The sequence below is a fragment of the Aminobacter aganoensis genome, assembly GCF_014206975.1.
GTDB lineage: Bacteria > Pseudomonadota > Alphaproteobacteria > Rhizobiales > Rhizobiaceae > Aminobacter > Aminobacter aganoensis.
This window is the reverse complement of sequence record NZ_JACHOU010000010.1, coordinates 111255-138141: the sequence shown is the minus strand read 5'-3', so window position 1 is coordinate 138141 and position 26887 is coordinate 111255. Positions and strand designations below refer to the sequence as shown.

The following is a 26887-nucleotide window of genomic DNA, read 5'->3' as shown; positions in this document are numbered from 1 at the left end:
CAAGCGCGCCAGGCGGCATTTGCCGTCCACCGGGCACATTTGCCTGACCGCTACGCGTTGTCGCAGCCGGCGTGTGCCGGGACGCCGCGAGACCGATGCGCATCTCGACAAATCAACGACTTGGCGGATTCGCTGCGCCACAAACTGGACAAAATCAGTTTAGAATAATTCTAAACTATTGATCCTGTTACACTTTTTGGCGCAATTTGCGTTGACTTTTGCAGACGCAACGCTTTTATGAAGCTGTGCTTTACAGCGCCTGTCTTTGATGTCTGGGCCTTTAACCCTTTCGATTGGAGCCTATGGGTGCCTGCCTTCGTCGAACCGCGCCATGGCGCGGCTGTGTGCAGCATGGTCTTGCCGAGCCCGAAACGGGCTTCGAGCCGTGCGCATGTCCGAAGCCCGGCCACCCCTCAGCTTTCATTCGAATCCATGCCGCCGCTGCAGCAAGTCGCTGCCGGCACACGATTTTCCGGCGCCCGCCAGCGCCATCTGGTTCACTGAGGAGAGACCATGCCTGCATCCATCTCGCGCAGCCGGCACTTCGGCAGGCTTGCCGCCATTGCGGCAACGACGGCGCTGACCGCCGCCATCTTCGTGCTGCCGGCCAAGGCCGAGACCGACGCCAAGGCGGTGCTGACCACCTATTCCGACATCGCGCTGGCCAAGTACGAGGACTCGCTGACCACCGCCAAGGCGCTCGACGCCGCGGTCGAGGCGCTGATCGCCAAGCCGTCGGCGGAAACGCTCAATGCGGCGCGCGAAGCCTGGAAGGCTGCCCGCATCCCCTACCAGCAGACCGAAGTCTATCGTTTCGGCAATTCCATCGTCGATGACTGGGAAGGCCGCGTGAACGCATGGCCGCTCGACGAAGGCCTGATCGACTATGTCGACAAGAGCTACGGCACCGAATCCGACGAGAACAAGCTCTACACCGCCAATGTGATCGCCAATCCGTCGATCGAGATCAACGGCCAGAAGGTCGATGCCTCCAAGATCACGCCCGAGTTCCTGTCCGGCACGCTGCAGGAAGCCGGCGACATCGAGGCCAACGTCGCCAGCGGCTACCACGCCATCGAGTTCCTGCTCTGGGGCCAGGACCTCAACGGCACCGGCCCCGGCGCCGGCAACCGCCCCCACACCGACTACGACACCGCCAACTGCACCGGTGGCAATTGCGACCGCCGCGGCCAGTATCTCAACGCGGCCACCGACCTTCTGGTCGCCGATCTCGAAGAGATGGTCGGCAACTGGACGGCAGATGGTGCTGCACGCAAGGCGCTGCTCGACGGCGACGCCAAGGCCGGCATCTCGACCATCCTCACCGGCATGGGCTCGCTGTCCTACGGCGAACTGGCCGGCGAACGCATGAAGCTCGGCCTGCTGCTGCACGATCCGGAGGAAGAGCACGACTGCTTCTCCGACAACACCCACATCTCGCATCTCTACGACGCGGTCGGCATCCGCAACGCCTATCACGGCAGCTACAAGCGCATCGACGGCTCCACCGTCGAAGGACCGTCGGTGTCCGACATGGTCAAGGAAACCGACGCCGCCGTCGACACCGAGCTGACCGGCAAGCTGGACACCACCGTCGCCAAGATGGAAGCGATCCAGGCGCGCGCCGTCGGCGGCGAGGCCTACGACCAGCAGATCGGCGAAGGCAATGCCGAGGGCAACGCCACCGTCCAGGCGGCGATCGACGCGCTGGTGGACCAGACCAAGTCGATCGAGCGCGCGGTCGCGGTGCTCAAGCTCGACGCCATCGCCTTCGAGGGCTCGGACAGCCTCGACGCTCCGGACAAGGTCTTCCAGTGAGCGCCTGCCGTACCTAGATAATTCAAGCCACGCGGCGCGCACGACGCGCGCCGCCAGCCAGCCCAGAGCAAGTCATGCTGATCTGCCATTGCAACCTGATCACCCAGAAGGAGATCGAAGACACGATCATTGAACTCCTGGACAGGGATCCGTGGTCCCTGATTGTGCCAGCAAAGGTCTATCACACGCTGCAAAAGCGCGGGCGCTGTTGCGGCTGCTTTCCAAATGTGGTCGAAACGATCATTCGGGTCACCGAAGCCTACCACGCTCGTAGTGAGGCGAGTGGGGTGGATATCGTTTCACACATGGATCGTGTGAGAGAGTTGCGGGTCCAATTCGGGAGTAGGATCAATGAAGGGCGAAAAACAGGTCATCGAGCGGCTTAACGAAGCGCTTTTCCTCGAACTCGGCGCGGTCAACCAGTATTGGGTGCACTACCGCCTGCTCGAGGACTGGGGCTACGGCAAGCTGGCCAAGAAGGAACGCGAGGAATCGATCGAGGAGATGCACCACGCCGACAAGCTTGTCGCGCGCATCATCTTCCTCGAAGGCCACCCCAACCTGCAGTCCTTGGCCCCCTTGCGCATCGGCCAGAACGTCAAGGAAGTGCTCGAGAGCGATCTTGCCGGCGAATATGATGCCCGCACCTCCTACAAGAAGTCGCGGGACGTCTGCTCCCAGCATGGCGACTATGTATCCATGAAGCTCTTCGAGGAGCTGCTTGCCGACGAGGAAGGCCATATCGACTTCCTGGAGACGCAGTTGCAGCTGCTCAACGAGATTGGCGAAGAGAAGTACGGCCAGCTCAACGCCGAGACAGCTGACAAGGCCGAATAGGACATGCCGGAATGCGGCGCACTTTTTCCCTGACGCGCCGCGCCCTGGCGGGTACGCCCGCCCACGACATCCCGGCCATTGGCTTTGAAGTTACCCCCACCCCTGGCCCCTCCCCACAAGGGGGAGGGGAATTCGGTACCGCTGTCCAGCACCAGACCGTCACAGGTTTCGCGCGAGCGGAGATGATCTCGTCCCCCTCCCCCTTGTGGGGAGGGGCCAGGGGTGGGGGTACGCTTGGCACCAAGGTCCTTCGCGGCCTGCTTGTGGCCAACCTTATGCTGCTCGCCGCGCCCGGCCACGCTGGCGCAGGCGATGCGCTCGCACTGCCTACCGAGCGCCACGACCTCAAGCCCAAGGACAAGGCCCGCGTCGAAAAGGTCGTCAGGCCAACGACCGACTTCTCCAGGCCCGAGCAGTTCGAACGGATGCAGGGCGGCGCCGGCACCTCGGAAAAGCGCGTCAACCAGGACGCATTCTCGCATTCCTCCGCCAACATCACCTTCGAGGAAGAAGGCACCTTCAAGCTCGGCAACGGCATGTTCCGCAAGCTGTGGGTGTCGTCGCCGTCCTCGACGCAGGCGTCGGACGGGCTCGGCCCGCTGTTCAATGCGCGCGCCTGCCAGAGCTGCCACCTAAAGGACGGTCGCGGCCATCCTCCCGAAGGCAATGCCGACGCCACCTCGATGTTCCTGCGGCTCGCCCGGGGCGCCGAGACGGAAGAGGAAAAGGCAGCGCTCGCCGACCGCAAGGTGCTGAATTTCCCCGATCCTACCTATGGCGGCCAGTTCCAGGACCTGGCCGTGCCCGGGCTCAAGGGCGAAGGCCGCATGGTCATCTCCTATCAGGAGATTCCGGTCGAGCTTGCCGACGGAACGAAGCTTTCGTTGCGCAAGCCGAGCTATTCGGTCAGCGACCTCGCCTATGGCGCGATGAACCCGGGCACGACACTGTCGCCGCGCGTCACGCCGCAGATGATCGGCCTCGGGCTTGTCGAGCAGATCCATCCCGCCGACATCCTCGCCAATGCCGATCCCGACGACAGGGACGGCGACGGCATCTCCGGCAAGCCCTCCATCCTGCGCGACGGCAAGAGCGGGGAGCTGACGCTCGGCCGCTTCGGCTGGAAGGCGCAGACGCCGTCGATCCGCCAGCAGTCGGCCGACGCCTTTGCCGGCGACATCGGCATCTCGACGCCCGACGTGCCGCACCACTGGGGCGACTGCACCAAGGCGCAAGGCGGCTGCCTGGCCATGCCCAACGGCGTGCAGGACAGGCTGGGGCCGGCGGAAGCGCCCGATCCGATCATGGACCTCGTCACCTTCTATTCGCAGAACCTCGCCGTGCCCGCTCGCCGCGACATCGACAAGCCGGAGGTCCTGCGCGGCAAGCAGATGTTCTACGAGGCCGGCTGCGCTTCCTGCCACACGCCGAAATTCGTCACCCGCCGCGACACACCCAACAAGGCGCAGGCGTTCCAGCTGGTCTGGCCCTATTCCGACTTCCTGCTGCACGACATGGGCGATGGCCTCGCCGACGGCCAGCAGGTCGGCGACGCGACCGGCAGCGAGTGGCGCACGCCGCCGCTGTGGGGCATCGGCCTGACCCAGACCGTCAACGGGCACACCTTCTTCCTGCATGACGGCCGCGCCCGCAACCTGACCGAAGCCATCCTGTGGCATGGCGGCGAAGGCCAGGCCGCCCGAGACCGTTTCGCAGCACTTCCCGCGCCCGACCGCGATGCTTTGATCAAATTCCTGGAGTCGCTCTGATGACCAGACGCGCGCTTGCAGCGGCATTCCTGTGCCTCACCCTCGCCGTGCCTGCGGCCCACGCCAACCCGGCGTCGGACAAGGTGATTGCAGATGCCATCGACGGCTTCATCCGGCCGGCCTACGGCCGGCTGATCGGCGCCACCGAAACGCTTGGCAAGTCGATGGATACGCTCTGCACGGCGCCGTCGGACGGCAATCTGGATGCCGCACGCCAACAGTTCTCGAAGACCACCGCCACATGGTCGGAAGTCGAGATCATCCGCTTCGGCCCGATCACCGAGCAGAACCGGCTGGAGCGCATCCTGTTCTGGCCCGACCGCAAGGGCACGGGCCTCAAGCAGGTGCAGGCGGCCCTGGCCAACAAGGACGCAACGGCGACCGATGCCACGAGGCTGGCCCGGAAGAGCGTCGCCATGCAGGGCCTCGGGGCGCTGGAGTTCGTGCTGTTCGGCACCGGAGCCGACGAACTCGCCGGGGCCGAAGGCGCCTATCGCTGCGCCTATGGCAAGGCGATCTCGGGCAATATCGGCACCATCGCGTCCGACGTCGAGGCCGCCTGGCGCGACGACAAGGGTTTCGCCGCCCAGTGGACCCATCCGGACGCCGAAAACCCGCTCTACCGCAACGCCACCGAAGCGATCACCGAATTGCTCGAGGTCTATGTCAACGGGCTCGAACTGGTGCGCGACGTGCGCGTCAACGGCTTCCTTGGCGAGGATGCCACCTCCGACAAGCCGAAACAGGCGCTCTACTGGCGCTCGCAAGGAACCCCGGCGGCGCTCGGCGGCAACATCGCCGGCATGAAGGCGCTGTTCGACGCCTCGCAGTTCGGCAGCCTGCTGCCCGACGATTTCCAGTGGGTCGCCCAGTCGATCGACTTTGAGTTCGCCAATGCGCAGAACGCCGCGGCTGCCGTCACCGGCCCGATCGATGCCGCCCTCAGCGATGCCGAAAAGCGCGGCAAGCTCAATTACTTCGGCGTCGTCACCTCCGGCCTGTCGGAGCTGTTCGGCACCCGGCTTGCCGGTGCGCTCGGCCTCACCGCCGGCTTCTCCTCGCTCGACGGCGACTGAGGGTCCTGCGATGCGCACGCCCCTGTTCGACCGCCGCGATTTCCTCACGGCGGCTGGCGTCACCTTCCTATCGGCGCTGTCGCCGGCCAAGCGTGCGCTGGCGCTCGAAGCCGACGCCATGTTCGCCACGGCTTACCAAGCGCGCACTGGCGAATATGGCGTCGCCGTGCTGTCGGAAGCCGGCAAGATCCTGCACAGCGTCGCCCTGCCCGAACGCGGCCACGACGTCACCTTCGATCCCAACTCGCGCAAGTCCGTGGTCTTCGCCCGCCAGCCCGGCACCTTCATGACGGTGTTCGACCACACCGGCAAGGAAGCACCACTGACTATCCCGAGCATCGCCGGCCGGCACTATTACGGCCACGGCGTCTTTTCGCCCGACGGCGCGCTGCTCTACGTCACAGAGAACGACTTCGACAACGCAGCCGGAATGGTCGGGGTCTACGATGCCCGCGATGGCTTCCGCCGTCTCCACGAATTCCCGACCCATGGCGTCGGCCCGCACGAACTGATCCTGCTCGGCGACGGCCGCACGCTGGCGATCTGCAACGGCGGCATCGAGACCCACCCGGATTTCGGCCGCGCCAAGCTCAACATCCCCAGCATGAAGCCGTCCTTCGTGCTGGTCGACCGCGTTTCCGGCGACCTCGTCGAAAAGCACGAACTGCCTGAAAAGCTTCACCAATTGTCGATCCGGCACATGGACATCGACGCCGAGGGCACCGTCTGGTTCGGCTGCCAGCACGAAGGCCCGGCGACGGAACGGCCGCTGCTCGTCGGCCGCGCCGCACGCGGCAAGGAGCTTCAGATGCTCGACATGCCCGAGGACATCCTCGGCGGCTTCCGCAACTACATCGGCTCGGTCGCTGCAAACCGAAGGTCCGGGCTGATTGCCGTCTCCTCGCCGCAGGGCAATGCCTGGGCGACGATCGAGGCGAAGACGGGCAAGGTGGTGGCGAAGAACGATCTGGTCGAGGTCTGCGGCCTCGCCCCCGACCATGACGGCTTCCTCGCCACGACGGGCGCCGGCCTCATCGTCGCGCCCGGCGGCGAGACGACCGACGACCCGCAGCATGTCTGGGACAACCACATGCTGCGCATCGACCTGCAAAATACGTAAGTCAATCCTATAAAACCTAGACAAGCCCGGAAACGTCCGCATAGGCGACGGAGCGGCGCAGTACGGCCAGGAACTTCTCGCCGGCGATCTCGGCTGCGCCGGAATTGTCGATCAGCACATGCCCGGGGCCCGAGAGATCGTGCGGCACGGTGCGGGCCAGCCGCGCCAGGACCTCGCCGCGCGACTCGCGGCCACGAGCGGCGAGACGGCTGGCGAGGATTTCGGGGGCGGCCGTGATCTCGACCACCGCGACATGGGCATAGCGTGCGCGCAGGGCCGGGATGACGCCACGCGAGGTATTGGCGACGACGACGTGGCCGACCGAGATCGCGTCGTCCACCGACGCCGGAATGCCATAGCGCAGGCCATGCGCTTCCCACGACAGCGCAAAGGCGCCCGACGCCTCGGCCTCGACGAAGGCGGCATCTGCCAGCGTGTCGTGATCCTCGGTGGCGCCGTCGCTGTTGCGGGTGATGACGCGGCGGGCGAATTCGACGTGATCGTCGTCGGTCAGCCGCTCGCGGACATAGGCGATCAGCGTATCCTTGCCGGCGCCACTGGGACCGACCACTGCAACGAACACGCCGTTGCGCACGGGAGAGCCCACGCGGGTCAATTCACGCTCGATCAATGCTGAAACCATCATGCGACGTCATATCCTCCATGCCAGAGCCCCCGCCCCGGCGACGCCAGGGCCCTGGACAGGCAACGGCGCATTGAACATCTCGGCCACCGCGCTGTCACGCCCCATGGGTTGGACCACGGGCAAACGGCGGCGCTGCGATGCCATTAGGCGATTTGCATGACGGAATGACGAAACGCGAAGACGGGGCGGCAACACCGCCCCGCTCAGGCCACCTTGTCGCGGACCTGGTAGTCCTTGATCGCGGCGAAGCGGATCATCTTCCAGCGCTCGGCCTCGTAGTTGAGCGAGAATTCGTGCTGGGCGAGGAACACCGGATCGTTGTCGAGGTCGCGGGCGATGTCACCGCGATGGCTTTCGATGAAGCGATGCAGGTCGGCCGCATCGTCGGCATCGATCCAGCGGCAGATCGAAAACCGCGCCATCTCGAAATCGACGGGCAGCGTGTATTCGACCGACAGGCGTTCCTTGAGCACGTCGATCTGCAGCGCGCCGACGACGCCGACAATGGCCGGCGAGCCGTCCTCGGGCTGGAACAGCTGGACCACGCCCTCCTCGGCCATCTGGTGCAGCGCTTCCTTGAGCTTCTTGGCCTTCATCGCGTCGCCGAGGCGCACGCGGCGCAGGATTTCAGGCGCGAAGTTGGGCACGCCGCGGAACAGGATGTCCTCGCCCTCGGTCAGCGTGTCGCCGATGCGCAGCGTGCCGTGGTTGGGGATGCCGACCACGTCGCCGGCATAGGCCTCGTCGGCGGTGATGCGCGAACGGGCGAAGAAGAACTGCGGCGCCGACAGGCTCATCGGCTTGCCGGTGCGCACCAGCTTGGCCTTCATGCCGCGCTTGAGCTCACCCGAGCAGACGCGGACGAAGGCGATGCGGTCGCGGTGGTTGGGATCCATGTTGGCCTGGATCTTGAAGACGAAGGAGGTCATCTTCTCTTCCGTCGCCTCGACCTTGCGGGTGTCGGCCTCCTGGGCGCGCGGTGCGGGGCCGAACTCGCCCAAAGCCTCGATCAGGTCGCGCACGCCGAAATTGCGCAGCGCCGAGCCGAAATAGACCGGCGTCAGGTGGCCCTCGCGGAACGCCTGGAGGTCGAACGGCCGGCAGGCTTCGCGGGCAAGTTCCAGTTCCTCGATGAAGGCCGGGCGATCGTTGTCTGGCAAAAGGCCGGCGGCGCGATTCGAGTCGGGACCGTGGACCTCGGTGCGCTCCTTCTCGTCGTCGCCGCGGCGCACCGCGTTCTGGGCGAGATGATAGGTGCCGGCAAAGGTCTTGCCCTGGCCGATCGGCCAGGTGATCGGGGCGGTGTCGAGGGCCAGTTTCTCCTCGATCTCGTCGAGGATCTCGAAGGTGTTGCGCGCCTCGCGGTCCATCTTGTTGACGAAGGTGATGATCGGGATGTCGCGCAGGCGGCAGACCTCGAACAGCTTCAGCGTCCGCGGCTCGATACCCTTGGCGGCGTCGATGACCATGACCGCGCTGTCGACCGCCGACAGCGTGCGATAGGTGTCGTCGGCGAAGTCCTCGTGGCCGGGCGTGTCGAGCAGGTTGAAGACGTTGTCGCCATATTCGAAGGTCATCACGGAGGTTACGACCGAGATGCCGCGCTCGCGCTCGATCTTCATCCAGTCCGAGCGGGTCTGGATCTTGTCCTTCTTGGCCTTGACCTCGCCGGCGAGCTGGATCGCGCCGCCGAACAGCAGCAGCTTTTCGGTCAGCGTCGTCTTGCCGGCGTCAGGGTGCGCGATGATCGCGAAAGTGCGACGGCGCGCCACCGCCTTTTCGATGTCTTCAGCCATCGGGGATTCCTTGTGATGGCGGGGCTTCTAACAGCCGGGGCCCCGCCTGTCCACGACGCTACAGCACCGCCAGCAACTCGTCATAGGTCGGCGCCAGCGCCCTGAGGACCGTGGCCGCCCTGGCGTCGTCGCCGACGACGAGCGGATGCTGCAGCGCGCCGATCAACCGGGCCTGCCTGGCCGCGATCCGGGCCGCGTCGATGCGGCCGATGCGCTCCAGCCCGGTCGCCGCATCATTGACCCGGCGGGCGCCGACGCGGACGGCGAAATGGATCAGATGGCCGCGCAGGCCGTCGTCGCAGCCCGGTTCGATCATGTGGGCCAGCCGTTCGGCCGCCGTACCATTGCCAAGGCTGCCCCCGGGCATGTCACCGGTGTCGGTCATCGCCAGCCAGCGCCGCGCCGCCGGCAGCGACGCCTCCAGCATTTCGAGTTCGGTGCGCTCGGCCACGCGCCGGAACGCCGTCCGCATCGAGTAGGCCGTGCCATAGATCAGCGTCGCTGCTTGCCACGCCGCCATGAAGTCGGCCAGCGGCAGCTCTGCATAGGGATAGCCCTGCGGGTCGTGCATCAGCACGCGCCCGTCCTCGATCGCCAGCACGACGACGAAGTGATCCGCCTCGATCGGGCCGCGCATGCCGGGCTGGTGGCGCAGATGCCCCATCTCGACCGGGCCGATCCACACCGGACCCTGGGCGAGCGCCGCCTTCAGCCGGGCAAGGGCTACGGCTTCGCCGCCGCCGCTCGACGCCTCGGAGGTCCAGCCAAGAGCGGCCAGCGCAGCGGCAAAACCCTTCTCGGGGTCCCAGCCATAAGGATCGAAGAACGGCAGCGAACCGCCGACGAGCTGCATGCCGAACGGGCTCGACATGGCGAACTCGATCACGGAGACGGAGGGCGACGCCGCGCCGAACATCATGGCAAAGGCGTTCGCATAGCAATACGGGCCGGAGCCCACATAATTGAAGCCGGTCATTTCGTGTCCTCGATGGATTTAGACGCCAATCAATTCGACGTGGCGCGTCATCCATCGATGCTCGTTATTATCTTAATTCGCAAGTCTTTGAATTTATATATAAATTCAACTTCCATATCCTACTGATATCTCAAATAATTTTTAAGTTGGATAGAGATCAAATCAACTCTGAATTTGATCTTTGCGCCAAACCTATCCGCGCAGTTCGAATCCACCTTCGGCGACCGTCTCGCCGTTGACGATCAGCTCGATACGGTGGTGGCCGGGATAATGCTTGCGCGTGGTGAAGTCGCGCACCGCCTGGCTGATCGACAGTTCCTTCTGCCCCGCCGGCGGCAAGGTGATCTCCTTGAGCTTGAACACCTTCTTCGAGGTGCCGCCGGCCTTCTTCACATAATGGACGGCATAATCGACCACGAGCTGCTGCGGCTCCTGTGCCGTCGACACGATGCTGGTCTTGAGCGCGATGCGCCCGCCCAGCGCAATCGACGCCGGTGTCACGGCAAAAGCCGCGACGTCGACCTTGGGCTTGCCGGTCGTGCCGATCAGGTCAAGCGCCTGCGGGTCGCCCTTCTTGATCAGCGTGCGCAAGGCGTGACGCACGATCCAGGCCGTGTTCCTGTCAGCCATGTCCCAGCCGGCCAGGCGCTCGAGCAAAAGGCCCGGATTGTCCTTGGAGATGTCGTTGAGGTGGTTGGCCACCGACTTGCGCACGTAAAGGCTCGGGTCGGCCCTCAGCGCCTCGAGAATAGGCAGCGTCGGCGACGGATCGGAAACCAGGTTCTTCATCTGGAACGACCATGGCAGGCGCGGGCGCGAGCCCTCGCTGGCGAGGCGGCGCACATGCTCGTTGTCGTCGAGCGCCCAGCCGCGCATGACCTTGATGGTGCGGTCGAAATCGTCGGCGAGGAAATGGCGTATGGCGAACTCGGCCGAGCCGAACCGCGTGAAATAATGCAGCGCCTCCATCGAGCGGTCGAAGTCGGCCCGGCCGTAGAGGGCGACGAATTCCGGCAACACGATCGAGGCAAAACCATGCTGGATGCGTGGCGCCAGGTCGTAAAGAACGGCAACCGCGTCCTCGAAGCTGCCCGCGAGGCAGCCGTTCAGGCTCGTCGCCGTCTGCCGCAGGCGCTGCATGATGCCGAGGCCGTCGAGGCCCTCGGTCGCCAGCATCATAAACTTTTCCGCATCGAAACCCGGCGAGATGGAAGCCGTCTCGGTGGCGATATGGCGAAGCCTGTCCCGGTCGAAAATCTCCTTGAGCGCCGGGGCGGCTTGCGTCAGGTCTTCCGTCATCGTCTTGTCCCTGTCCAGCGCCCCCGCGCCGGCTCCCCGTGCGCCGAACGTGCACGAAGCGCCCTTGAAGTACGAACCGAACCTCGAAACTACAACCTCTCTCCTGCCAACGGACTGTCAGGAGCTTCGCTAAGCGACCGCTTCTACAGCACAAAATGGTGAGACGGGCTCCATGCTCGGTTCCGACGGTGGCTGGGGCGGCATTCTCGCCGGCTTCGGCGCGGCGCTGGGCGCAGCTGCCTGACGTTTCCGATGTCTCGACATGCGGCCGGCAACGGGCCCATGTCGAGATTGACGATCCCCAGAGACAGGCCGAAAATACCGTCGAAAGCGCTGTCCGCATCCAGGGAGGTCGCCATGACCATCCACCAGGAAGTGCACCTCAAGAGCACGCCGAAGGACATCTACGACCTGCTTCTCAATTCCGCCCGCTTCCAGGCGATGACGGGCGGACGTTCGGCCCATATCTCTACGCATGAGGGCGGCGAAGTGTCGATCTTCGGCGGCGACATCGAGGCCCGCAACCTCGAACTGGTGCCCAACCGCCGTATCGTCCAGGCGTGGCGCTCGCGCCAGTGGGCCGAGGGCATCTATTCGGTCGTCCGCTTCGAACTCGAGGCCGAGGGCGGCGGCACCAAGCTGATCTTCGACCAGAACGGCTATCCCCGCACTGCCCACGCCAGCCTCCATGAGGGCTGGCCGAAGATGTATTGGGAGCCGATGAACAAGGCGCTGATGCACCATTGAGCAGTTCAAGTGTGGCGGCTCACGCGTCGGCGGACTGGCGCGCCAGTTCGACATATTCCGCGACATGCCGATCCTCGATATCCGTAACGGCAAACAGCTTTATGTGGCGCCGCAACGTGCCTTGCCCCTGGAGCACGCCATGCCGGTCCGGCAGGGACGCGCCCCCGCTGAGTTCCAGCGTGACATGACCGGCATATGGGAAGACGCCGCAAAACGCCGCCCGCGACGAAAACAGGATGCCGCCATACTTGATCTCCTCGGAGACCGCAGGACCGAACTGGAGAACGATCTCGCGCAGCCGCGACACGATGGCGAAATGGTCCGCGTGACGGTCGCGCAGATCGTCGAGAAACGCCTGGATGCGACTAGCGGTCATCGATGGCCTGTGGCGCATAAAATTGGCGGAACTCGGCGGACGGCTCCCGGTTGGCATAGACATAGAGGACGACGCCATTTGGATCCTGCACGGCAAAGCCGCGATCGCCCCACGGATGGTCTTCTATCGGCATCACGGGCACCAGCCCGGCCGCTGTCATCAGCCGATGCTCGCCATCGACGTCCTCGACGCAGAAATTGTAGGTCAGCCCTGCCGTGTTGCATGAGGGCTGCTCGCCCTGCGGCTCCATGAACTGGAGCGAAAGCCCCGCGCCAAGGTCAAGGCTGACGAACCAGCCGCAATCGAAGGTGGCTCGCGCGCCGAAGTGCCTGATGTAGAAGTCGCGGGTCTCGCCGACCCGTTTTGTCGTGATGCAAGGAGATGCAGTTGTCGGGCGCATCTTTTGGCCTCCTCTGTTGTCGGTTGTCGTGCTGGTGCGTCGCGTCAGCCCGGCATCGCCGAAGCGATCTCGACCAGGCAGCCATTGAGATCGCGGACGTAGCCGACGACCTGGCCCCACGGCTTGTTCTCGGGCGGTTTCACCGGCGTGGCGCCTGCGGCAACCGCCTTGCCGTAGGCCTCGCGAGGGTCGGAGAAGACCAGGGCGAGTTCGAACCCTGCCGCCAGGTCTTTCCTGCGGTTGGCGCGAATGGCCAGCCCGTTCATCTCGGCCATCGCCTCGCCGGCGAAGGACAGCGTCGTCTCGCCGGTGTCCATCTCGGCGTAGAGATTGCTCTCGTGAATGAACTTGCGCCGGAGGCCGAAAGCGGCTTCGTAAAACGACACGGTCGCCTCGACATCGGCGACATAGAGGATGGTGTAGCCAAGGCGTACCGACATCGCAGGTCTCCGGACTGGGCCGAGGTGAACTCCGCCCGGCTAGTGGCCTATCAATACGCCTTGCTCCGATCCGATCTTGAACAAATCGGACATCAGTCGTGCAAACTGACGAGGGTGACGTCGGGAAGCCGCGCCGGCGAAAAGCCGCCCATGCGCCGAAACACCCGGCTCATATGCGCCTGGTCCGAAAAGCCGGCTTCCAGCGCGGCGTCGGCGGGGCTCAAGCGATGATCCTGCAGCAGCCGCAAGGCGCGATGGAAGCGCAGGATTGCCGCGAAGGTCTTCGGCGCCAGTCCCGTTGCCCCGAACACGATGCGCTGCACCGTCCGCTCCGAGATGGCGTGCATATTGGCGACGTCGCCTATGCGCAGGCGGCCGCCGGAGGCGTGAAAGGCACTGATCACGACGCGGGCCATGGGCGCCGGCTTGCTGCTGCTGTCGGCGACGCGACGCCGGACAAAAGCCGTCAGCCGCGCGACGAGCTCGTTCTCATCTCGCGCCGGCGCGCAGAGCGTTTCCAGGTCGGGGCATGCGGCGAAAGCGTCAGGGCCGACCAGATTGGCGTTTGCCAAGTCCGCCGGTTCGAAGCCGAGAACCGTCTCGAAACAGCCCGGTCGAAGCCGGATGCCGACAAAGCCCATGCCGGGTTCGATCGGGACATCGTAGAAGCGCGTTGTCGGGCCGGTGACGACAACGGTCACCTCAGCGATCGGTCGCCGCCCGGCATCGAACCTGAGAATGATGTCGCAGCGGCCGTCCGGCAGGACGCGGTAGCTTCCGGCGCGATCGCTGACGGAGGACCACGCTGCCTCGACCTCTTCGCCGAGGTCGGCAAGCCGGCTCAGTTCAGTGTAGCGGGCCGACAAGTTCATTTCTCAGGCCAGTTCGATCCGTTTGCGCGAAGGGGCTGCATTCCGCCGGCCAAACCATCGTTCGCCGTCAGCAGGTTTCAGCCGGCCATTGCCAGTTTCGCCGATGCCGGCTCGAAGGGACTGACCGTCATGCCCTGCCGGGTCATGGTGACGAAACTCGACGGCGGCACCGCCTGCCAGCTTTCGCCCTCGCGGTCGAAGGGCTCGGAGACGATGCAACGCCCGGTGGCGCCGTCGCGGGTGTAGAGCGTCGGCGCCTGCGCGTCGGTGGCGTAGCGGACAGCAAACAGGCTGTCGCCGTCGCTGAACGCCGCCGTCAGCTTGAACGAGGCGGCCATGCCGACGGCCTCGGAAGCTTCGATGACGCGGCGCGCGGCGCGTGCCACCGCAGCCTGCGGGTCGGCATCCAGCCCTTCTTCCAGCATCAGCAGGAAGAACAGTTCGGAATCGGTCGTGCCCTGGCGCTGGTCGTAGAGCGTGTCGCAGACGGCGGCCTCGAGCCGGCGGCGGATGCGCTCGAAGCCCGAGATCTGGCCGTTGTGCATGAAGCTCCAGCGGCCCGAGACGAAGGGATGGCAATTGGCGCGGCTGGTGCCGCCGCCGGTCGCGGCGCGCACATGGGCCAGAAACAGGCTCGACTTGATCTGGCGGCACAGGCTCTTGAGATTGGGGTCCGACCATGCCGGCAGGATGTCGCGGTAGAGCCCGGGCTCCGCGCGGTCGCCATACCAGGCGAGCCCGAAGCCGTCGCCATTGGTTGCCGACTTGGCTTCCTGGGCGCAGTGGCTCTGGGCGATCAGCGAGTGGCAGGGAGCCGAAACGATGTCTTCGAGAAAGACCTCTTCACCGAGATAGGCGGCCCACCGGCACATGGTTCTTCGACCTCAATATCTGTCCGCATCGGGGACATCGCCCCACACTCGGCCAGCATGGATAACAAATGGTAAATGTGCAGAATCGCACGCTGCCGAGCTTCTCCATCCGTTTGTGTCGCGGCTGTGGCAAAGGTTCATCCAGGGTCGTGCAAAAACCACACAGCCCTGTGCCTGCACGCGCCCAACGGGGAGATCGGGATTGACGTTTTCCGAGCACCGTCCCATAGGATCGCCGCCATGAAATCCGCCGCCGAAAACTCTTCCGCCCCCGTCATCGGGATCGTCCGCTTGCCGCACGCCGGCGACCTGGCCCTGCCGGCCTACGAAACCGGCGGCTCCGCCGGCATGGACCTGCGCGCCGCAGTTCCGGAGGACCGGCCGCTGCTGATCCTGCCGGGCAAGCGGGCGCTGGTGCCGACCGGCCTTATCTTCGAGATCCCCGAAGGCTTCGAAGGCCAGGTCCGTCCGCGCTCCGGCCTCGCCTACAAGCACGGCATCACCTGCCTCAACACGCCCGGCACCATCGACAGCGACTATCGCGGCGAGGTCAAGGTGCTGCTGATCAACCACGGCGACGAGGACTTCTATGTCGAGCGCGGCATGCGCATCGCCCAGATCGTCATCGCGTCGGTGACCCGCGCCGAAGTCGAGGAGCGCAGCCTCGCCGGCTCGACCGAACGTGGCAATGGCGGCTTCGGCTCGACCGGAACGGCATGAGCAGGCCCAAGCTCGTCATCTTCGACTGCGACGGCGTGCTCGTCGACACCGAGCCGCTGGCCAACCGGCGGCTGTCGGCGTGGCTGACCGAAGCCGGCTATCCCGTCAGCTACGAGGAGTGCCGCCGCCAGTTCGTCGGCCGCAGCCTGGTGTCGGTGCAGACGGAGGTCGAGGCGACGGGCGCAAGCCTCGGCCCCGATTTCGTCGAGCGCTGGTACCGCGAGCTGCCGGAACTGTTCGAGACGGGCGTGCAGGCGATCCCGCATATCGAGACCTTCGTTACGGCGGTGCAATCCGCCGGCATCGCCTATTGCGTGGCGTCGTCGGCGCGGGTCGACAAGATGCACATGACGCTCGGCCAGACCGGGCTGCTGACCCATTTTCGCGACGTGCTGTTCTCCGCCACCATGGTCGCGCGCGGCAAGCCGTTTCCCGATCTCTTCCTGCATGCCGCCGGAACGATGGGCTTTGAGCCCGCCGACTGCATCGTCATCGAGGATAGCGTCGCCGGTGCCCAGGCGGGGCGTGCCGCCGGCATGCGCGTGTTCGGCTACCACGCCGACCCGCACTCCGACCGCGACGGGCTTTCCGCCGCCGGCGCGGTGCTGTTCGACGACATGCGCAAGCTGGCAGGACTGATCCCGATCGGCTGAAATCGGGTTTGTCGCCCTCCGCGCTCCGGTCTAGTATTGGACCCTTGGTTGAGCTCGAGGGCGAGGCAATGGACAAGGGCGCGGTCTTCCGGAAACTTCACGAGGCGCCCGGCGCCTTCATCATCCCCAATCCGTGGGACATCGGCACCGCCAAGCTGCTCGCCTCCTTCGGCTTCGAGGCGCTGGCAACGACGAGTGCGGGATATGCCTTCTCGCGCGGGCGGCCCGACGGCGACGTCGGCTTCGAGGAGATGATCCACCATTGCCGCGACATGGCGCATGCCACCGGCCTGCCGGTGTCGGCCGATCTCGAGAAAGGCAAGGGCGACAGCCCCGAAAGTGCCGGCGAGACGATCTTCGCGGCGGAGGCCGCCGGCCTTGCCGGCTGCTCGATCGAGGACCACACCGGCGAGCCCGACAGGCCGATATACGAGTTCTCGCATGCGGTGGAGCGCGTGACCGCGGCTGCGGAAGCGGCGCGGGCGCTGAAGAGCGACTTCGTGCTGACGGCGCGCTCGGAAAATTTCCTCTGGGACCGGCCCGACCTCGACGACACGATCAGGCGGCTGCAGGCCTTCGAGAAGGCCGGCGCCGACGTGCTGTATGCGCCCGGGATCAGCGACATCGGCATGATCCGGACGCTATGCAGTTCGGTCAGCAAGCCGGTCAACGTGCTGGCCGTGCCGGGCTTTTCGGTCGCGGTGCTGGCGGAAGCCGGCGCCAAGCGCATCTCGCTCGGCTCCAAGCTCACCGCATATGCCTTCGGCATGATGGAGCGGGCGTCGCGCGAGATGCTGGGCCAGGGCACGTTCGAATTCGCCCGGGACGGCATGGCCTATGCCAAGCTGCAGGCGATGTTCGGCCGCGAGGGCTGAGCGCCCCGCCTGTCGGAATCGCGCGCGGACGCCGCCGTCATGGCCGCGCCATGGCCGGCCGGCGCTCGGCCGCCGACACGCTCTTGTGCAGGTGCACCATCATCGCCGCGGCAAACAGCGGGGTCAGCAGGTTGAGGATCGGCACGGCGAGGAAGGCGGCGATGACGAGGCCGGCCATGAACACCGTGCCGGCGTTGCGGCGGCGCAGATCCTTGGCGTCCTCTTCCGAACGGAAGCGCATGGCGGCGAATTCGAAGAACTCGCGGCCGAGCAGATAGCCGTTGACGAGGAAAAAGGCGCCGATGTTGACGACGGGGATAAACATCAGCAGCAGCGCCAGCAGGTTGCCGAGGATGACGATGCCGAAGAACTTGATCGCCAGCACCATGGCGCGCAAGGCGGGCACCGGCTGGCCGGGGCGCTCCTGGGGATAGTTGGTCTTCTCGACGACCTCGGCGACGTCGTCGAGGAACAGGCCGGCGACGATGGCCGTCACCGGCGCGATCAGCAATGCCAGCCCGAGCGCCAGGCCGATGCCGGCGATGATGGCGGCAATCAGGCCGAGCCAGCCGGTCCATGCCGGCAAGCCGGGCAGCAGGGCGTCGATCCACGGCATGGCGAGCCAGTCGAAGATCTCGCGGATGCCGAACCACAGCGCGACGAGCGCCAAAAGCGTCAGCCCCAGCGTCTTGAAGAACACGCTGCGGAACTCGGCCGAAAACAGCTGGCTTGCGGCGGTGCGGGCGGCGTCGAGGATCATGTTGGCGTGGTCGCTCCCTGTTCGGCCCCTGAGATAAGGTGCCGCATGGCCGGCCTCAAGCGCGGGCCGGCCAAATTGCCGGGTAGGCAAACGCCGCGCGAGCCGCTAAACGCAACACGTTTTGCCGACCCGTCGGCGCCTGTTACGGCCGAAGCGCCGCGGAGACCCTGATGAGCCAATATGACGTGCTGTGCATCGGCAACGCCATCGTCGACATCATCGCGCAATGCGACGAGGCCTTTTTGACCGACAACGGCATCATCAAGGGCGCGATGAACCTGATCGACGCCGAGCGCGCCGAGCTGCTCTACACGCGCATGGGCCCGGCGATCGAGGCCTCGGGCGGTTCGGCCGGCAACACGGCGGCGGGCATCGCCAGCTTCGGCGGCCGCGCCGCCTATTTCGGCAAGGTTTCGCGCGACCATCTCGGCGAGGTCTTCACCCACGACATCCGCGCCCAGGGCGTCGCCTTCGACACGAAACCGCTCGACGGCACCCCGCCGACGGCGCGCTCGATGATCCTGGTCACCCCCGACGGCGAGCGCTCGATGAACACCCATCTCGGCGCCTGCGTCGAGCTCGGGCCCGACGATGTCGAGGCCGACAAGGCGAGCGGCGCCAAGGTGACCTATTTCGAAGGCTATCTGTGGGACCCGCCGCTGGCCAAGGAAGCGATCCGCATGACCGCAGCACACGCGCATGCCGCCGGACGCGAAGTGTCGATGACGCTGTCGGACTCCTTCTGCGTCGACCGCTACCGCGCCGAATTCCTCGAGCTGATGCGCTCCGGCACGGTCGACATCGTGTTTGCCAACAGCCACGAGATCAAGTCGCTCTACGAGACGTCGTCCTTCGACGAGGCGCTCGCCCAGATCCGCAAGGATTGCAAGCTCGCCGCCATCACCCGCTCCGAGAAGGGCTCGGTGATCGTGCGCGGCGATGAGACCGTTGTCATCGAGGCGACCAAAATCAACGAGCTGGTCGACACGACCGGCGCGGGCGACCTCTATGCCGCCGGCTTCCTCCATGGCTACACGCAAGGGCGCAGCCTCAAGGATTGCGGCGACCTCGGCTCGCTGGCCGCAGGCCTGGTAATCCAGCAGATCGGGCCCCGGCCGCGGCAGAACCTCAAGCGCGAGGCCGAGCAGGCGGGGTTGCTGTAGGTAGCGACCTTCCCTTCTCCCCCTGTGGGAGAAGGTGCCCCGCCCCTCGACAGGCTCGGGAGGCGGATGAGGGGTTCTGGACGGAGTGCGGTGTTTCCGAATTCCCTCTGACAGCGCCATTCTGCTCCCTCTCATTCCTTCCAACACCCCTCATCCGACCTCGCTTCGCTCGGCCACCTTCTCCCACAGGGGGAGAAGGCAAGTTCTCGCCTCGCCACGCCCCGTTTCCGGTCTGGCCATTGTCATCCTTCGACAAGCTCAGGATGAGGTAGTTCGGGAAGCGGGGCGCGGGGCCGTGCCTGCCGAAAACAAGTGAATGGCGCGAACCCGCGCTCCGCCGGCGATTTCTGTCTCCGCCCGTTCCGCTTCTCGAAGCATGGGCATTAACGCCCCTGCCCCACTAGCGCATCGTCCAGCGCACCCGGGCCGTAGTACCCGGAGGGGAACCCTCGGACGGAACCTCCCCGGGCAACAGGCTACGTCAGCCCATCGCCGGAGGCGCCGGCCCCTCCCCGCATGTCACCGTCGCGACCGGCGTTCCCGCGGGAGGAACTGCGGGGATTGTACGGGAGGTGGATGGGGGCGTGGAAAAGCGGGCGGGTTTGAGCGCGAGATTGCTGACAGATGGTGACAACGGCCGACCTACCTCAAGACCGCAGCAAATCTCATAGCGCGACGAGAGTGGCATTGCCATCTGCAACACTTGGCAGCTAAGGTATAGATAAATCTTATCTTCAATGCCTTTGATGGAAAATGAAAACTAGATTTACGTTAATAAATTCCGGTCTCTATCCCGAAACTTTACCACCGTGCTTCGTATCCACCGATGCCCAGAGAGCTTTTCGTGGCATTGTTGGGCACCTCGACGACACACGCTTTAGCAATCGAAAGACACATTTCACGAGGTACAGCGGTACAAAGCATGATGGCAGCCGACGGTTCTTCGGAACTCCAAACGTAATTTCATATTTCCACGTCTCTTCGTTTATTTGGCGAAATTGGCAAAAGTTCCAATCCACATTTGATTCGTCCAATTTTTCAATTGGAGCTCCAAATGTTCTTGATAGCGATGAGAGAGCGATAAAAGTCCCGTCTCTTTCGGAACTATCTAAGCACTCGTCGACGAAACTCGGATATGCGCCTTTCATTCTCAAGGTTGATATTTCTCAGTGCTTTCCAAGTATATATACGCACTCAATTAGCTGGGCCGTGCACGGCATAGAGCAATCTAAGAAGCAGACGGACGAGAAATCTGATGAAAATTACTTTAATGCCTTGGATTTCTTCACCCGAAATTGCCAGCAAGGCAATTCCCGAGGCGTACTTATTGGTCCAGACGCTTTCAGATTGATCGTCGAATTGGTACTGTCAAGCTTAGACAGACAATTAGAAGAGACTATTGGGGATAAGATCGTTGGCGCCGTTCGCCACGTCGACGATTACTACATTGGCTTGCGCTCGGAGCACGAGGCTCAATCTGTACTCTCAACGACTAGAGAAATACTTGCGACATACGAACTATACTTAAATGACCACAAAACAAAGATATATCCAAGCGTTGAGCCAATAAATGATATTTGGGCGCAGCGCCTTCGCAAGCTAGCAAGGGGCCTGCACACACACTCCGCAATCAGTGATATAGAATTCTCGATCGATGAGGCCCTGGATGTAGCGCGAGCCGTCTCGTCTGACAGTCCAGTCAAGATATTGCTTCGCTCGTTTGATGAGCGCAAAATATACGACTCAAATCACTGGGATTTTGTAGACAAAAACCTGCAGCGGATTGTTCAGCATTTTCCGCATGCGATTGATTATGTATGCCTGCTCCTAGCAAAGCGGGTCGCAATGGGAGGCGACATAGACGCAAGAAGTTGGCAATCTGTCGCGACAGTCCTCATACAAAAGAACCTAGGACTAAACCACGAGCACGAAGTACTTTGGATGGCTTGGCTCTTGATAGTCTGCAAGTTGCCATTCACTCCAGAGATATCAGAAGCGCTAGCCAAATCTCGCAATGGGCATGTTCGGGCCCTGCTGGCGCAGGCCTACATTGATGGGACAGTCCGCCAGAAGCCGAAGCTGGGACTCGGCCAAGCACTATCAACTACGGACGCCGATTGGCTATTGAGCCTAGTCGCACGCTCACAAGGCTTCTCCAAAGCCAAGTTCTCCGGCTTGTACGCCCAAGAATTCGAACACCTAGCCTCAAGACGTATAAAGTTGATCGATTTTAATGACCATCTAGATAAAATACGCATTAAGAACAAACCTGCAATTAGCAGGAGGCGCTACGGCTACGACGACGATGATAGCGACTACAGCTATCAGCAATATGTACGAGAGCTTGCTGATGCCGACGAGGACAGTTACTAAGCTCCAACCGAACTTCACCGTCGCCGAAAAAACGGTTCGGTACGGCAACCTCGCGATCCTTCGCACCCCCCTCTGCCCTGCCGGGCATCTCCCCCACAAGGGGGGAGATTAGTCTCGTCGCCCTTACCGCCCCCTCACGTCCCCGCGTTATACGCAGCAATCGCCGCCATGTTGACGATATCGCTGTCCTTGGCATTCAGCGGGACGATCTGGACCGGCTTGTTGAGGCCGACGAGAAGCGGGCCGATGACGGTGGAGCCGCCGAGTTCCTGCAGCATCTTGGTCGAGATGGCGGCGGAGTGGAAGGCGGGCATGACAAGGACGTTGGCGGCACCCGAGAGGCGGCAGAAGGGGTATTGCTGCTGCATCAGGCGGTGGTTGAGGGCGACGTCGGCGGCCATTTCGCCGTCATACTCGAAATCGACGCGGCGCTTGTCGAGGATCTTGACCGCTTCCTGGACACGCTCGGAACGCTCGCCGGCGGGGTGGCCGAAGGTCGAGTAGGCGAGCATGGCGACGCGGGGCTCATAACCCATGCGCCGGGCGAAGTGGGCGGCTTCCTCGGCGATGTCGGCGATCTGCTCGGCGTTGGGCATGTCGTGGACGGCGGTGTCGGCGACGATGACGGTGCGGCCACGCGCGAGCACGATCGAGACGCCGATGACGCGGTGGCCGGGCTTGGCGTCGATGACGCGGCGGACGTCTTCCAGCACGGTCGAGTAGTTGCGGGTGACGCCGGTGACGATGCCGTCGGCGTCGCCGAGCGCCACCATGCAGGCGGCGAAGTGGTTGCGGTCGTTGTTGATCAGGCGCTGGCAGTCACGCAGCAAATAGCCCTTGCGCTGCAGCCGCTCGTAGAGGAAGTCGGCATAGATGGCGTTGCGGCGCGACAGGCGCGCATTGATGATCTCGAGGCCCGGCTTGTTGAGGTCGATGCCGGCCTGCCTGGCGTTTTCCTTGATGACGTCGTCGCGGCCGAGAAGGATGGCGGTGCCGAGCTTCTGGTTGACGTAGGAGACGGCGGCCCGCATGACCTGCTCCTCCTCGCCCTCGGCGAAGACGACGCGCTTGGGCTGGCGCCGGACGCGGTCGTAGATGCGCTGCAGGGTGGAGGCGATGGGGTCGCGGCGGGCGGAGAGCTCGTCGGCGTATTTGGCGAGGTCGAGGATCGGCCGGCGGGCGACGCCCGATTCCATGGCAGCGCGGGCGACGGCGACCGGGATGGCCGAGATCAGGCGCGGGTCGAACGGCACCGGGATGATGTAGTTGGGGCCGAACTTCGGCCGGTTGCCCTGGTAGGCGGCGGCGACGTCGTCGGGCACGTCCTGGCGGGCGAGATCGGCCAGCGCCTGGGCGGCGGCGACCTTCATGTTGTCGTCGATGGTGGTGGCGCGCACGTCGAGCGCGCCGCGGAAGATGTAGGGGAAGCCGAGCACGTTGTTGACCTGGTTCGGGTAGTCCGAACGGCCGGTGGCCATGATGGCGTCGGTGCGGATCTCGGCGACCTCCTCGGGCGTGATCTCGGGATCGGGATTGGCCATGGCGAAGATGATCGGGTTCTTGGCCATCGATTCGACCATCGCGGGTGTCAGCGCGCCCTTGGCCGAGAGGCCGAAGAAGACGTCGGCGCCATCCATGGCATCGGCCAGGCTGCGGCGCTCGGTCTTGACCGCGTGGGCCGACTTCCACTGGTTCATGCCCTCGGTGCGGCCCTGGTAGACGACGCCCTTGGTGTCGCACAGGATGACGTTTTCGGGCGCGAAGCCCATCGCCTTGATGAGCTCGATGCAGGCGATGCCGGCGGAGCCGGCGCCGTTGCAGACGAGGCGGGTGGTCTTCATGTCGCGGCCGGTGATCTCCAGCGCGTTGATCAGGCCGGCGGCGGCGATGATGGCGGTGCCGTGCTGGTCGTCATGGAAGACGGGGATGTCCATCAGCTCGCGCAGGCGCTGCTCGATGATGAAGCATTCGGGCGCCTTGATGTCCTCGAGGTTGATGCCGCCGAAGGAGGGCCCGAGGAAACGCACGCAGTTGATGAATTCGTCGGCGTCCTCGGTGTCGACCTCGAGGTCGATGGAATCGACGTCGGCGAAGCGCTTGAACAGCACCGACTTGCCTTCCATGACCGGCTTGGAGGCGAGCGCGCCGAGATTGCCGAGGCCGAGGATCGCGGTGCCGTTGGAGATGACGGCGACCATGTTGCCCCTGGTGGTGTAGTCGAAGGCGCGGCTCGGGTCCTCGGCGATGGCCTTCACCGGCACGGCGACGCCGGGCGAATAGGCGAGGCTGAGGTCGCGCTGCGTCGCCATTGGCTTGGTGGGAACGACCTCCAGCTTGCCGGGGCGGCCCATGGCGTGGAACTCGAGCGCCTCCTCGGCGCTGACGGAGGGGCCCGTGTTGTCGGTTTTCTTGTTGGCGGCCATGATGAGAAGCGTCCCTGTCCCTGAAATATTCTTTTTGTGGAGGGTTCCGGATTAAGGCTACACATCGGCGCTGTAAACCGCCAAGCAGTGGGGTGGTTTTCATTTTTTCGCAGGCCCTGGCGTGAACGATCGACCGACCATCAACGCGGAAGCTGACTTTGGGGAAACCCGGGGGCCGGCCGACGCCGCCGTGCATGCGCCGCCGACGCCGATGATGGAGCAGTTCATCGAGATCAAGGCGGCGAACCCGGATTCGCTGCTGTTCTACCGCATGGGCGACTTCTACGAGCTGTTCTTCGACGACGCCGAGAAGGCGAGCCGGGCGCTCGGCATCGTGCTGACCAAGCGCGGCAAGCACCAGGGCCAGGACATCCCGATGTGCGGGGTGCCGATCCATGCGGCGGACGACTATCTGCAGAAGCTGATCGGGCAAGGCTATCGCGTCGCGGTGTGCGAGCAGATCGAGGACCCGGCCGAGGCCAAGAAGCGCGGCTCGAAGTCGGTGGTGAAGCGCGACGTGGTGCGGCTGGTGACGCCGGGCACGATCACCGAGGACAAGCTCTTGGCGCCGCAGGAATCGAGCTTCCTGATGGCGCTCGGGCGGGTGAAGGGTGCGGGCGAAGCGAGCCTCGCGCTGGCCTGGATCGAGATCTCGACGGGTGTGTTCCGCGTTTCGGAGACGACGCCTGAAAAACTCGCCGCCGACATCTTCCGCATCGACCCGCGCGAGCTGATCGTCGCCGAGCCGGCGTTCCATGACGAGGAGCTGCGCCCGACCTTCGACCTCGTCGGGCGCATCGTCAATCCGCAGCCGCCGAGCCTGTTCGATTCGGCGTCGGCGCCCAGCCGCATCGCGCGTTTCTACGACGTGGCGACGCCGGACAGCTTTGGCGCGTTCTCGCGTGCCGAACTGTCGGCGATCTCGGGCGTCATCGCCTATGTCGAAAAGACGCAGAAGGCCGAGCGGCCGCCGCTGTCGCGGCCCGAGCGCGAGCAGGAAGGCGCCACCCTGTTCATCGACCCGGCGACACGGGCCAATCTCGAACTGTTGCGCACGCTGTCGGGCAACCGCGACGGCTCGCTGTTCCGCGCCATCGACCGCACGGTGACGGGCGGCGGCGCGCGGCTTCTGGCCGACCGGCTGATGTCGCCGCTGACCGATCCCGACGCGATCAATGGCAGGCTGGATGCGGTGTCGTTCTTCATGGGCGAGACGCGGCTCAGCGAGGCGGTGCGGCTCAGCCTCAAGCGCGTCGCCGACATGCCGCGCGCGCTGTCGCGCCTGGCGCTCAACCGCGGCGGCCCGCGCGACCTTGGCGCGCTGCGCTCGGGTTTTTCCGCCGCGCGGACGATTGCCGGGCTGTTTGCCGGGGCGACATTGCCGAAGGAGCTGGCGACGGCGATCGCCGCGGTCGCTGCCCTGCCCGCCGATTTCGCCGGCCATCTCGATGCAGCGCTCGGCGAGGAGCTGCCGCTGCTCAAGCGCGACGGCGGTTTTGTCCGCTCAGGCTATCATGGCGAGCTCGACGAGATGCGGGCGCTGCGCGACCAGTCGCGGCGGGTGATCGCCAGCATGGAGCGCGACCTGATCGAGGAGACGGGCATCCGCTCGCTCAAGATCCGCCACAACAACGTGCTCGGCTACTACATCGAGGTGACGGCCAACAACCAGGCAGCACTCAACGGCAGCGACGAGGCCAAGGCGCGCTTCATCCACCGCCAGACCATGGCGAGCGCGATGCGCTTCACCACCACCGAGCTCGCCGGCCTCGAGACCAAGATCGCCAACGCCGCCGACCGGGCGCTGACCATCGAACTCGCCGCCTTCGACCAGCTGGTGGCCGAGGCGGTGACGCATGCCGATGCGATCCGCGCGGGCGCCGACGCGCTGGCGGTGCTCGACGTCTCGACGGGCCTCGCAGCCCTTGCGGCAGGCGAGGCATGGTGTCGGCCGCAGGTCGACCAGAGCCTTGCCTTCGACGTCAAGGGCGGGCGCCATCCGGTCGTCGAGCAGTCGCTGAGGCGCACGGCTTCGGCCCCCTTCGTCGCCAATGACTGCACGCTGTCGCCCGACGGCAACGACAAGAACGGCGCCATCTGGCTGCTCACCGGCCCGAACATGGGCGGTAAGTCGACCTTCCTGCGCCAGAACGCGCTGATCGCCATCCTCGCCCAGATGGGGTCGTTCGTTCCCGCCGAGCGCGCCCATATCGGCGTCGTCGACCGGCTGTTCTCCCGTGTCGGCGCCTCCGACGATCTGGCGCGCGGGCGCTCGACCTTCATGGTCGAGATGGTGGAGACGGCGGCGATCCTCAACCAGGCGGGCGAACGCACGCTCGTCATCCTCGACGAGATCGGCCGCGGCACCGCCACCTTCGACGGCCTGTCGATTGCCTGGGCGGCGGTCGAATATCTGCACGAGAAGAACCGCTGCCGCGCCATCTTCGCCACCCACTATCACGAGCTGACAGCACTCGCCGGCAAGCTCGGCCGCCTGCACAATGTGACGATGCGGGTGAAGGAGTGGGAAGGCGAAGTGGTGTTCCTGCACGAAGTCGGCAAGGGTGCCGCCGACCGCTCCTACGGCGTGCAGGTGGCCCGCCTCGCCGGCCTGCCCGACGCTGTCGTGGCGCGCGCCAAGGAGGTGCTGCACCAGCTCGAGGAAGGCGAAACCTCGGGGAAAGCCAACAAGCTCGTCGACGACCTGCCGCTGTTTTCCGTCGCGGTGAAGCGCGAGGCGGCCAAACCGATCGCCAACGACGCGCTGAGCGAAGCGCTCAAGGGCCTGAGCCCCGACGAAATGACCCCGCGCGAGGCGCTGGACGCGCTGTACCGGCTGAAGGGGCTGGCGGGGAAGTAGGTCAGTTCAAGCGGAC

General features: G+C 64.7%; 24 protein-coding genes. 13 read left to right on the top strand and 11 right to left on the bottom strand.

The features are described 5' to 3' along the window. Positions 1 to 513 precede the first annotated feature (513 nt). The 6 genes from GGR00_RS18565 to GGR00_RS18540 all read left to right on the top strand — a co-directional run bounded on the left by GGR00_RS18565 (position 514) and on the right by GGR00_RS18540 (position 6620). Positions 514 to 1818, top strand: coding sequence for an imelysin family protein (locus tag GGR00_RS18565; RefSeq protein WP_184700344.1), 1305 nt, complete (start codon positions 514 to 516; stop codon positions 1816 to 1818). Between the two features lie 74 nt (positions 1819 to 1892). After that, a complete protein-coding gene (locus GGR00_RS18560) occupies positions 1893 to 2204 on the top strand; it encodes a (2Fe-2S)-binding protein (RefSeq protein ID WP_082496426.1) in 312 nt (103 codons plus the stop codon). Next, the gene (gene bfr / locus GGR00_RS18555; protein WP_055972116.1) at positions 2170 to 2655 is read left to right on the top strand and encodes a bacterioferritin; all 486 of its coding nucleotides are present in this window, start codon (positions 2170 to 2172) and stop codon (positions 2653 to 2655) included. The genes GGR00_RS18560 and bfr overlap by 35 nt, the downstream gene beginning before the upstream one ends. Positions 2656 to 2930: 275 nt before the next feature. Next, positions 2931 to 4424 carry a di-heme oxidoreductase family protein gene (locus GGR00_RS18550; RefSeq protein WP_184700367.1) on the top strand — a complete coding sequence of 498 codons (1494 nt, stop codon included), beginning with the start codon at positions 2931 to 2933 and terminating at the stop codon, positions 4422 to 4424. Next, on the top strand, positions 4424 to 5500 hold the full coding sequence (locus GGR00_RS18545; RefSeq protein ID WP_184700343.1) for an imelysin family protein: 1077 nt from the start codon (positions 4424 to 4426) through the stop codon (positions 5498 to 5500). Before GGR00_RS18550 ends, GGR00_RS18545 begins: the two co-directional genes overlap by 1 nt. A 10-nt stretch (positions 5501 to 5510) precedes the next feature. Then, on the top strand, positions 5511 to 6620 hold the full coding sequence (locus GGR00_RS18540; RefSeq protein WP_184700342.1) for a DUF1513 domain-containing protein: 1110 nt from the start codon (positions 5511 to 5513) through the stop codon (positions 6618 to 6620). Between the two features lie 16 nt (positions 6621 to 6636). On the opposite strand, the gene phnN is transcribed toward GGR00_RS18540, so the two are convergent. The 4 genes from phnN to GGR00_RS18520 form a co-directional block, all read right to left on the bottom strand. Next, the gene (gene phnN / locus GGR00_RS18535) at positions 6637 to 7266 is read right to left on the bottom strand and encodes a phosphonate metabolism protein/1,5-bisphosphokinase (PRPP-forming) PhnN (RefSeq protein WP_055972124.1); all 630 of its coding nucleotides are present in this window, start codon (positions 7264 to 7266) and stop codon (positions 6637 to 6639) included. Positions 7267 to 7469: 203 nt separating this feature from the next. Beyond that, the gene (locus GGR00_RS18530; RefSeq protein ID WP_055972133.1) at positions 7470 to 9062 is read right to left on the bottom strand and encodes a peptide chain release factor 3; all 1593 of its coding nucleotides are present in this window, start codon (positions 9060 to 9062) and stop codon (positions 7470 to 7472) included. 58 nt (positions 9063 to 9120) lie between these two features. Further along, complete coding sequence (locus GGR00_RS18525) at positions 9121 to 10038, bottom strand: hypothetical protein (RefSeq protein ID WP_184700341.1); 918 nt, start codon at positions 10036 to 10038, stop codon at positions 9121 to 9123. Between the two features lie 192 nt (positions 10039 to 10230). Further along, a complete protein-coding gene (locus tag GGR00_RS18520) occupies positions 10231 to 11337 on the bottom strand; it encodes a DNA alkylation repair protein (protein ID WP_184700340.1) in 1107 nt (368 codons plus the stop codon). A gap of 357 nt (positions 11338 to 11694) precedes the next feature. On the opposite strand from GGR00_RS18520, the gene GGR00_RS18515 reads away from it, so the two are divergent. Then, a complete protein-coding gene (locus tag GGR00_RS18515; RefSeq protein WP_055972143.1) occupies positions 11695 to 12084 on the top strand; it encodes an SRPBCC domain-containing protein in 390 nt (129 codons plus the stop codon). Positions 12085 to 12103: 19 nt separating this feature from the next. Here the strand turns inward: GGR00_RS18515 and GGR00_RS18510 are convergent, their stop codons facing one another. The 5 genes from GGR00_RS18510 to GGR00_RS18490 form a co-directional block, all read right to left on the bottom strand. Further along, positions 12104 to 12460 (bottom strand): DUF1801 domain-containing protein, encoded by a 357-nt coding sequence (locus GGR00_RS18510; RefSeq protein WP_184700339.1) that lies wholly within the window; start codon positions 12458 to 12460, stop codon positions 12104 to 12106. After that, positions 12450 to 12860 (bottom strand): VOC family protein, encoded by a 411-nt coding sequence (locus GGR00_RS18505; RefSeq protein WP_184700338.1) that lies wholly within the window; start codon positions 12858 to 12860, stop codon positions 12450 to 12452. The genes GGR00_RS18510 and GGR00_RS18505 overlap by 11 nt, the downstream gene beginning before the upstream one ends. Positions 12861 to 12904: 44 nt before the next feature. Next, complete coding sequence (locus GGR00_RS18500) at positions 12905 to 13300, bottom strand: VOC family protein (RefSeq protein WP_184700337.1); 396 nt, start codon at positions 13298 to 13300, stop codon at positions 12905 to 12907. A 92-nt stretch (positions 13301 to 13392) separates the two neighbouring features. Continuing rightward, positions 13393 to 14172, bottom strand: a complete 780-nt coding sequence (locus tag GGR00_RS18495; protein ID WP_184700336.1) for a helix-turn-helix transcriptional regulator — start codon at positions 14170 to 14172, stop codon at positions 13393 to 13395. Between the two features lie 77 nt (positions 14173 to 14249). Beyond that, the gene (locus GGR00_RS18490; protein ID WP_055972158.1) at positions 14250 to 15044 is read right to left on the bottom strand and encodes a class II glutamine amidotransferase; all 795 of its coding nucleotides are present in this window, start codon (positions 15042 to 15044) and stop codon (positions 14250 to 14252) included. A 240-nt stretch (positions 15045 to 15284) separates the two neighbouring features. Here GGR00_RS18490 and dut point away from each other — a divergent pair, with 240 nt between their 5' ends. The 3 genes from dut to GGR00_RS18475 all read left to right on the top strand — a co-directional run bounded on the left by dut (position 15285) and on the right by GGR00_RS18475 (position 17292). Further along, positions 15285 to 15764 (top strand): dUTP diphosphatase, encoded by a 480-nt coding sequence (gene dut, locus GGR00_RS18485; RefSeq protein ID WP_055972161.1) that lies wholly within the window; start codon positions 15285 to 15287, stop codon positions 15762 to 15764. Then, positions 15761 to 16417, top strand: a complete 657-nt coding sequence (locus tag GGR00_RS18480; protein WP_184700335.1) for an HAD family hydrolase — start codon at positions 15761 to 15763, stop codon at positions 16415 to 16417. Before dut ends, GGR00_RS18480 begins: the two co-directional genes overlap by 4 nt. 68 nt (positions 16418 to 16485) lie before the next feature. Next, complete coding sequence (locus GGR00_RS18475; protein WP_184700366.1) at positions 16486 to 17292, top strand: isocitrate lyase/PEP mutase family protein; 807 nt, start codon at positions 16486 to 16488, stop codon at positions 17290 to 17292. Positions 17293 to 17329: 37 nt separating this feature from the next. Here the strand turns inward: GGR00_RS18475 and GGR00_RS18470 are convergent, their stop codons facing one another. Further along, positions 17330 to 18052, bottom strand: coding sequence for a sulfate transporter family protein (locus tag GGR00_RS18470; RefSeq protein ID WP_184700334.1), 723 nt, complete (start codon positions 18050 to 18052; stop codon positions 17330 to 17332). Positions 18053 to 18222: 170 nt separating this feature from the next. On the opposite strand from GGR00_RS18470, the gene GGR00_RS18465 reads away from it, so the two are divergent. Beyond that, positions 18223 to 19215 carry an adenosine kinase gene (locus GGR00_RS18465; protein WP_184700333.1) on the top strand — a complete coding sequence of 331 codons (993 nt, stop codon included), beginning with the start codon at positions 18223 to 18225 and terminating at the stop codon, positions 19213 to 19215. 753 nt (positions 19216 to 19968) lie between these two features. Next, positions 19969 to 21588, top strand: a complete 1620-nt coding sequence (locus GGR00_RS18460; RefSeq protein WP_184700332.1) for an RNA-directed DNA polymerase — start codon at positions 19969 to 19971, stop codon at positions 21586 to 21588. Positions 21589 to 21722: 134 nt separating this feature from the next. Here GGR00_RS18460 and GGR00_RS18455 read toward each other — a convergent pair whose 3' ends face one another. Then, positions 21723 to 24011, bottom strand: coding sequence for an NADP-dependent malic enzyme (locus tag GGR00_RS18455; protein ID WP_184700331.1), 2289 nt, complete (start codon positions 24009 to 24011; stop codon positions 21723 to 21725). A 211-nt stretch (positions 24012 to 24222) separates the two neighbouring features. Between GGR00_RS18455 and mutS the strand changes: the two genes are divergently transcribed. Beyond that, a complete protein-coding gene (gene mutS / locus GGR00_RS18450) occupies positions 24223 to 26871 on the top strand; it encodes a DNA mismatch repair protein MutS (RefSeq protein ID WP_210315071.1) in 2649 nt (882 codons plus the stop codon). Positions 26872 to 26887 lie beyond the last annotated feature (16 nt).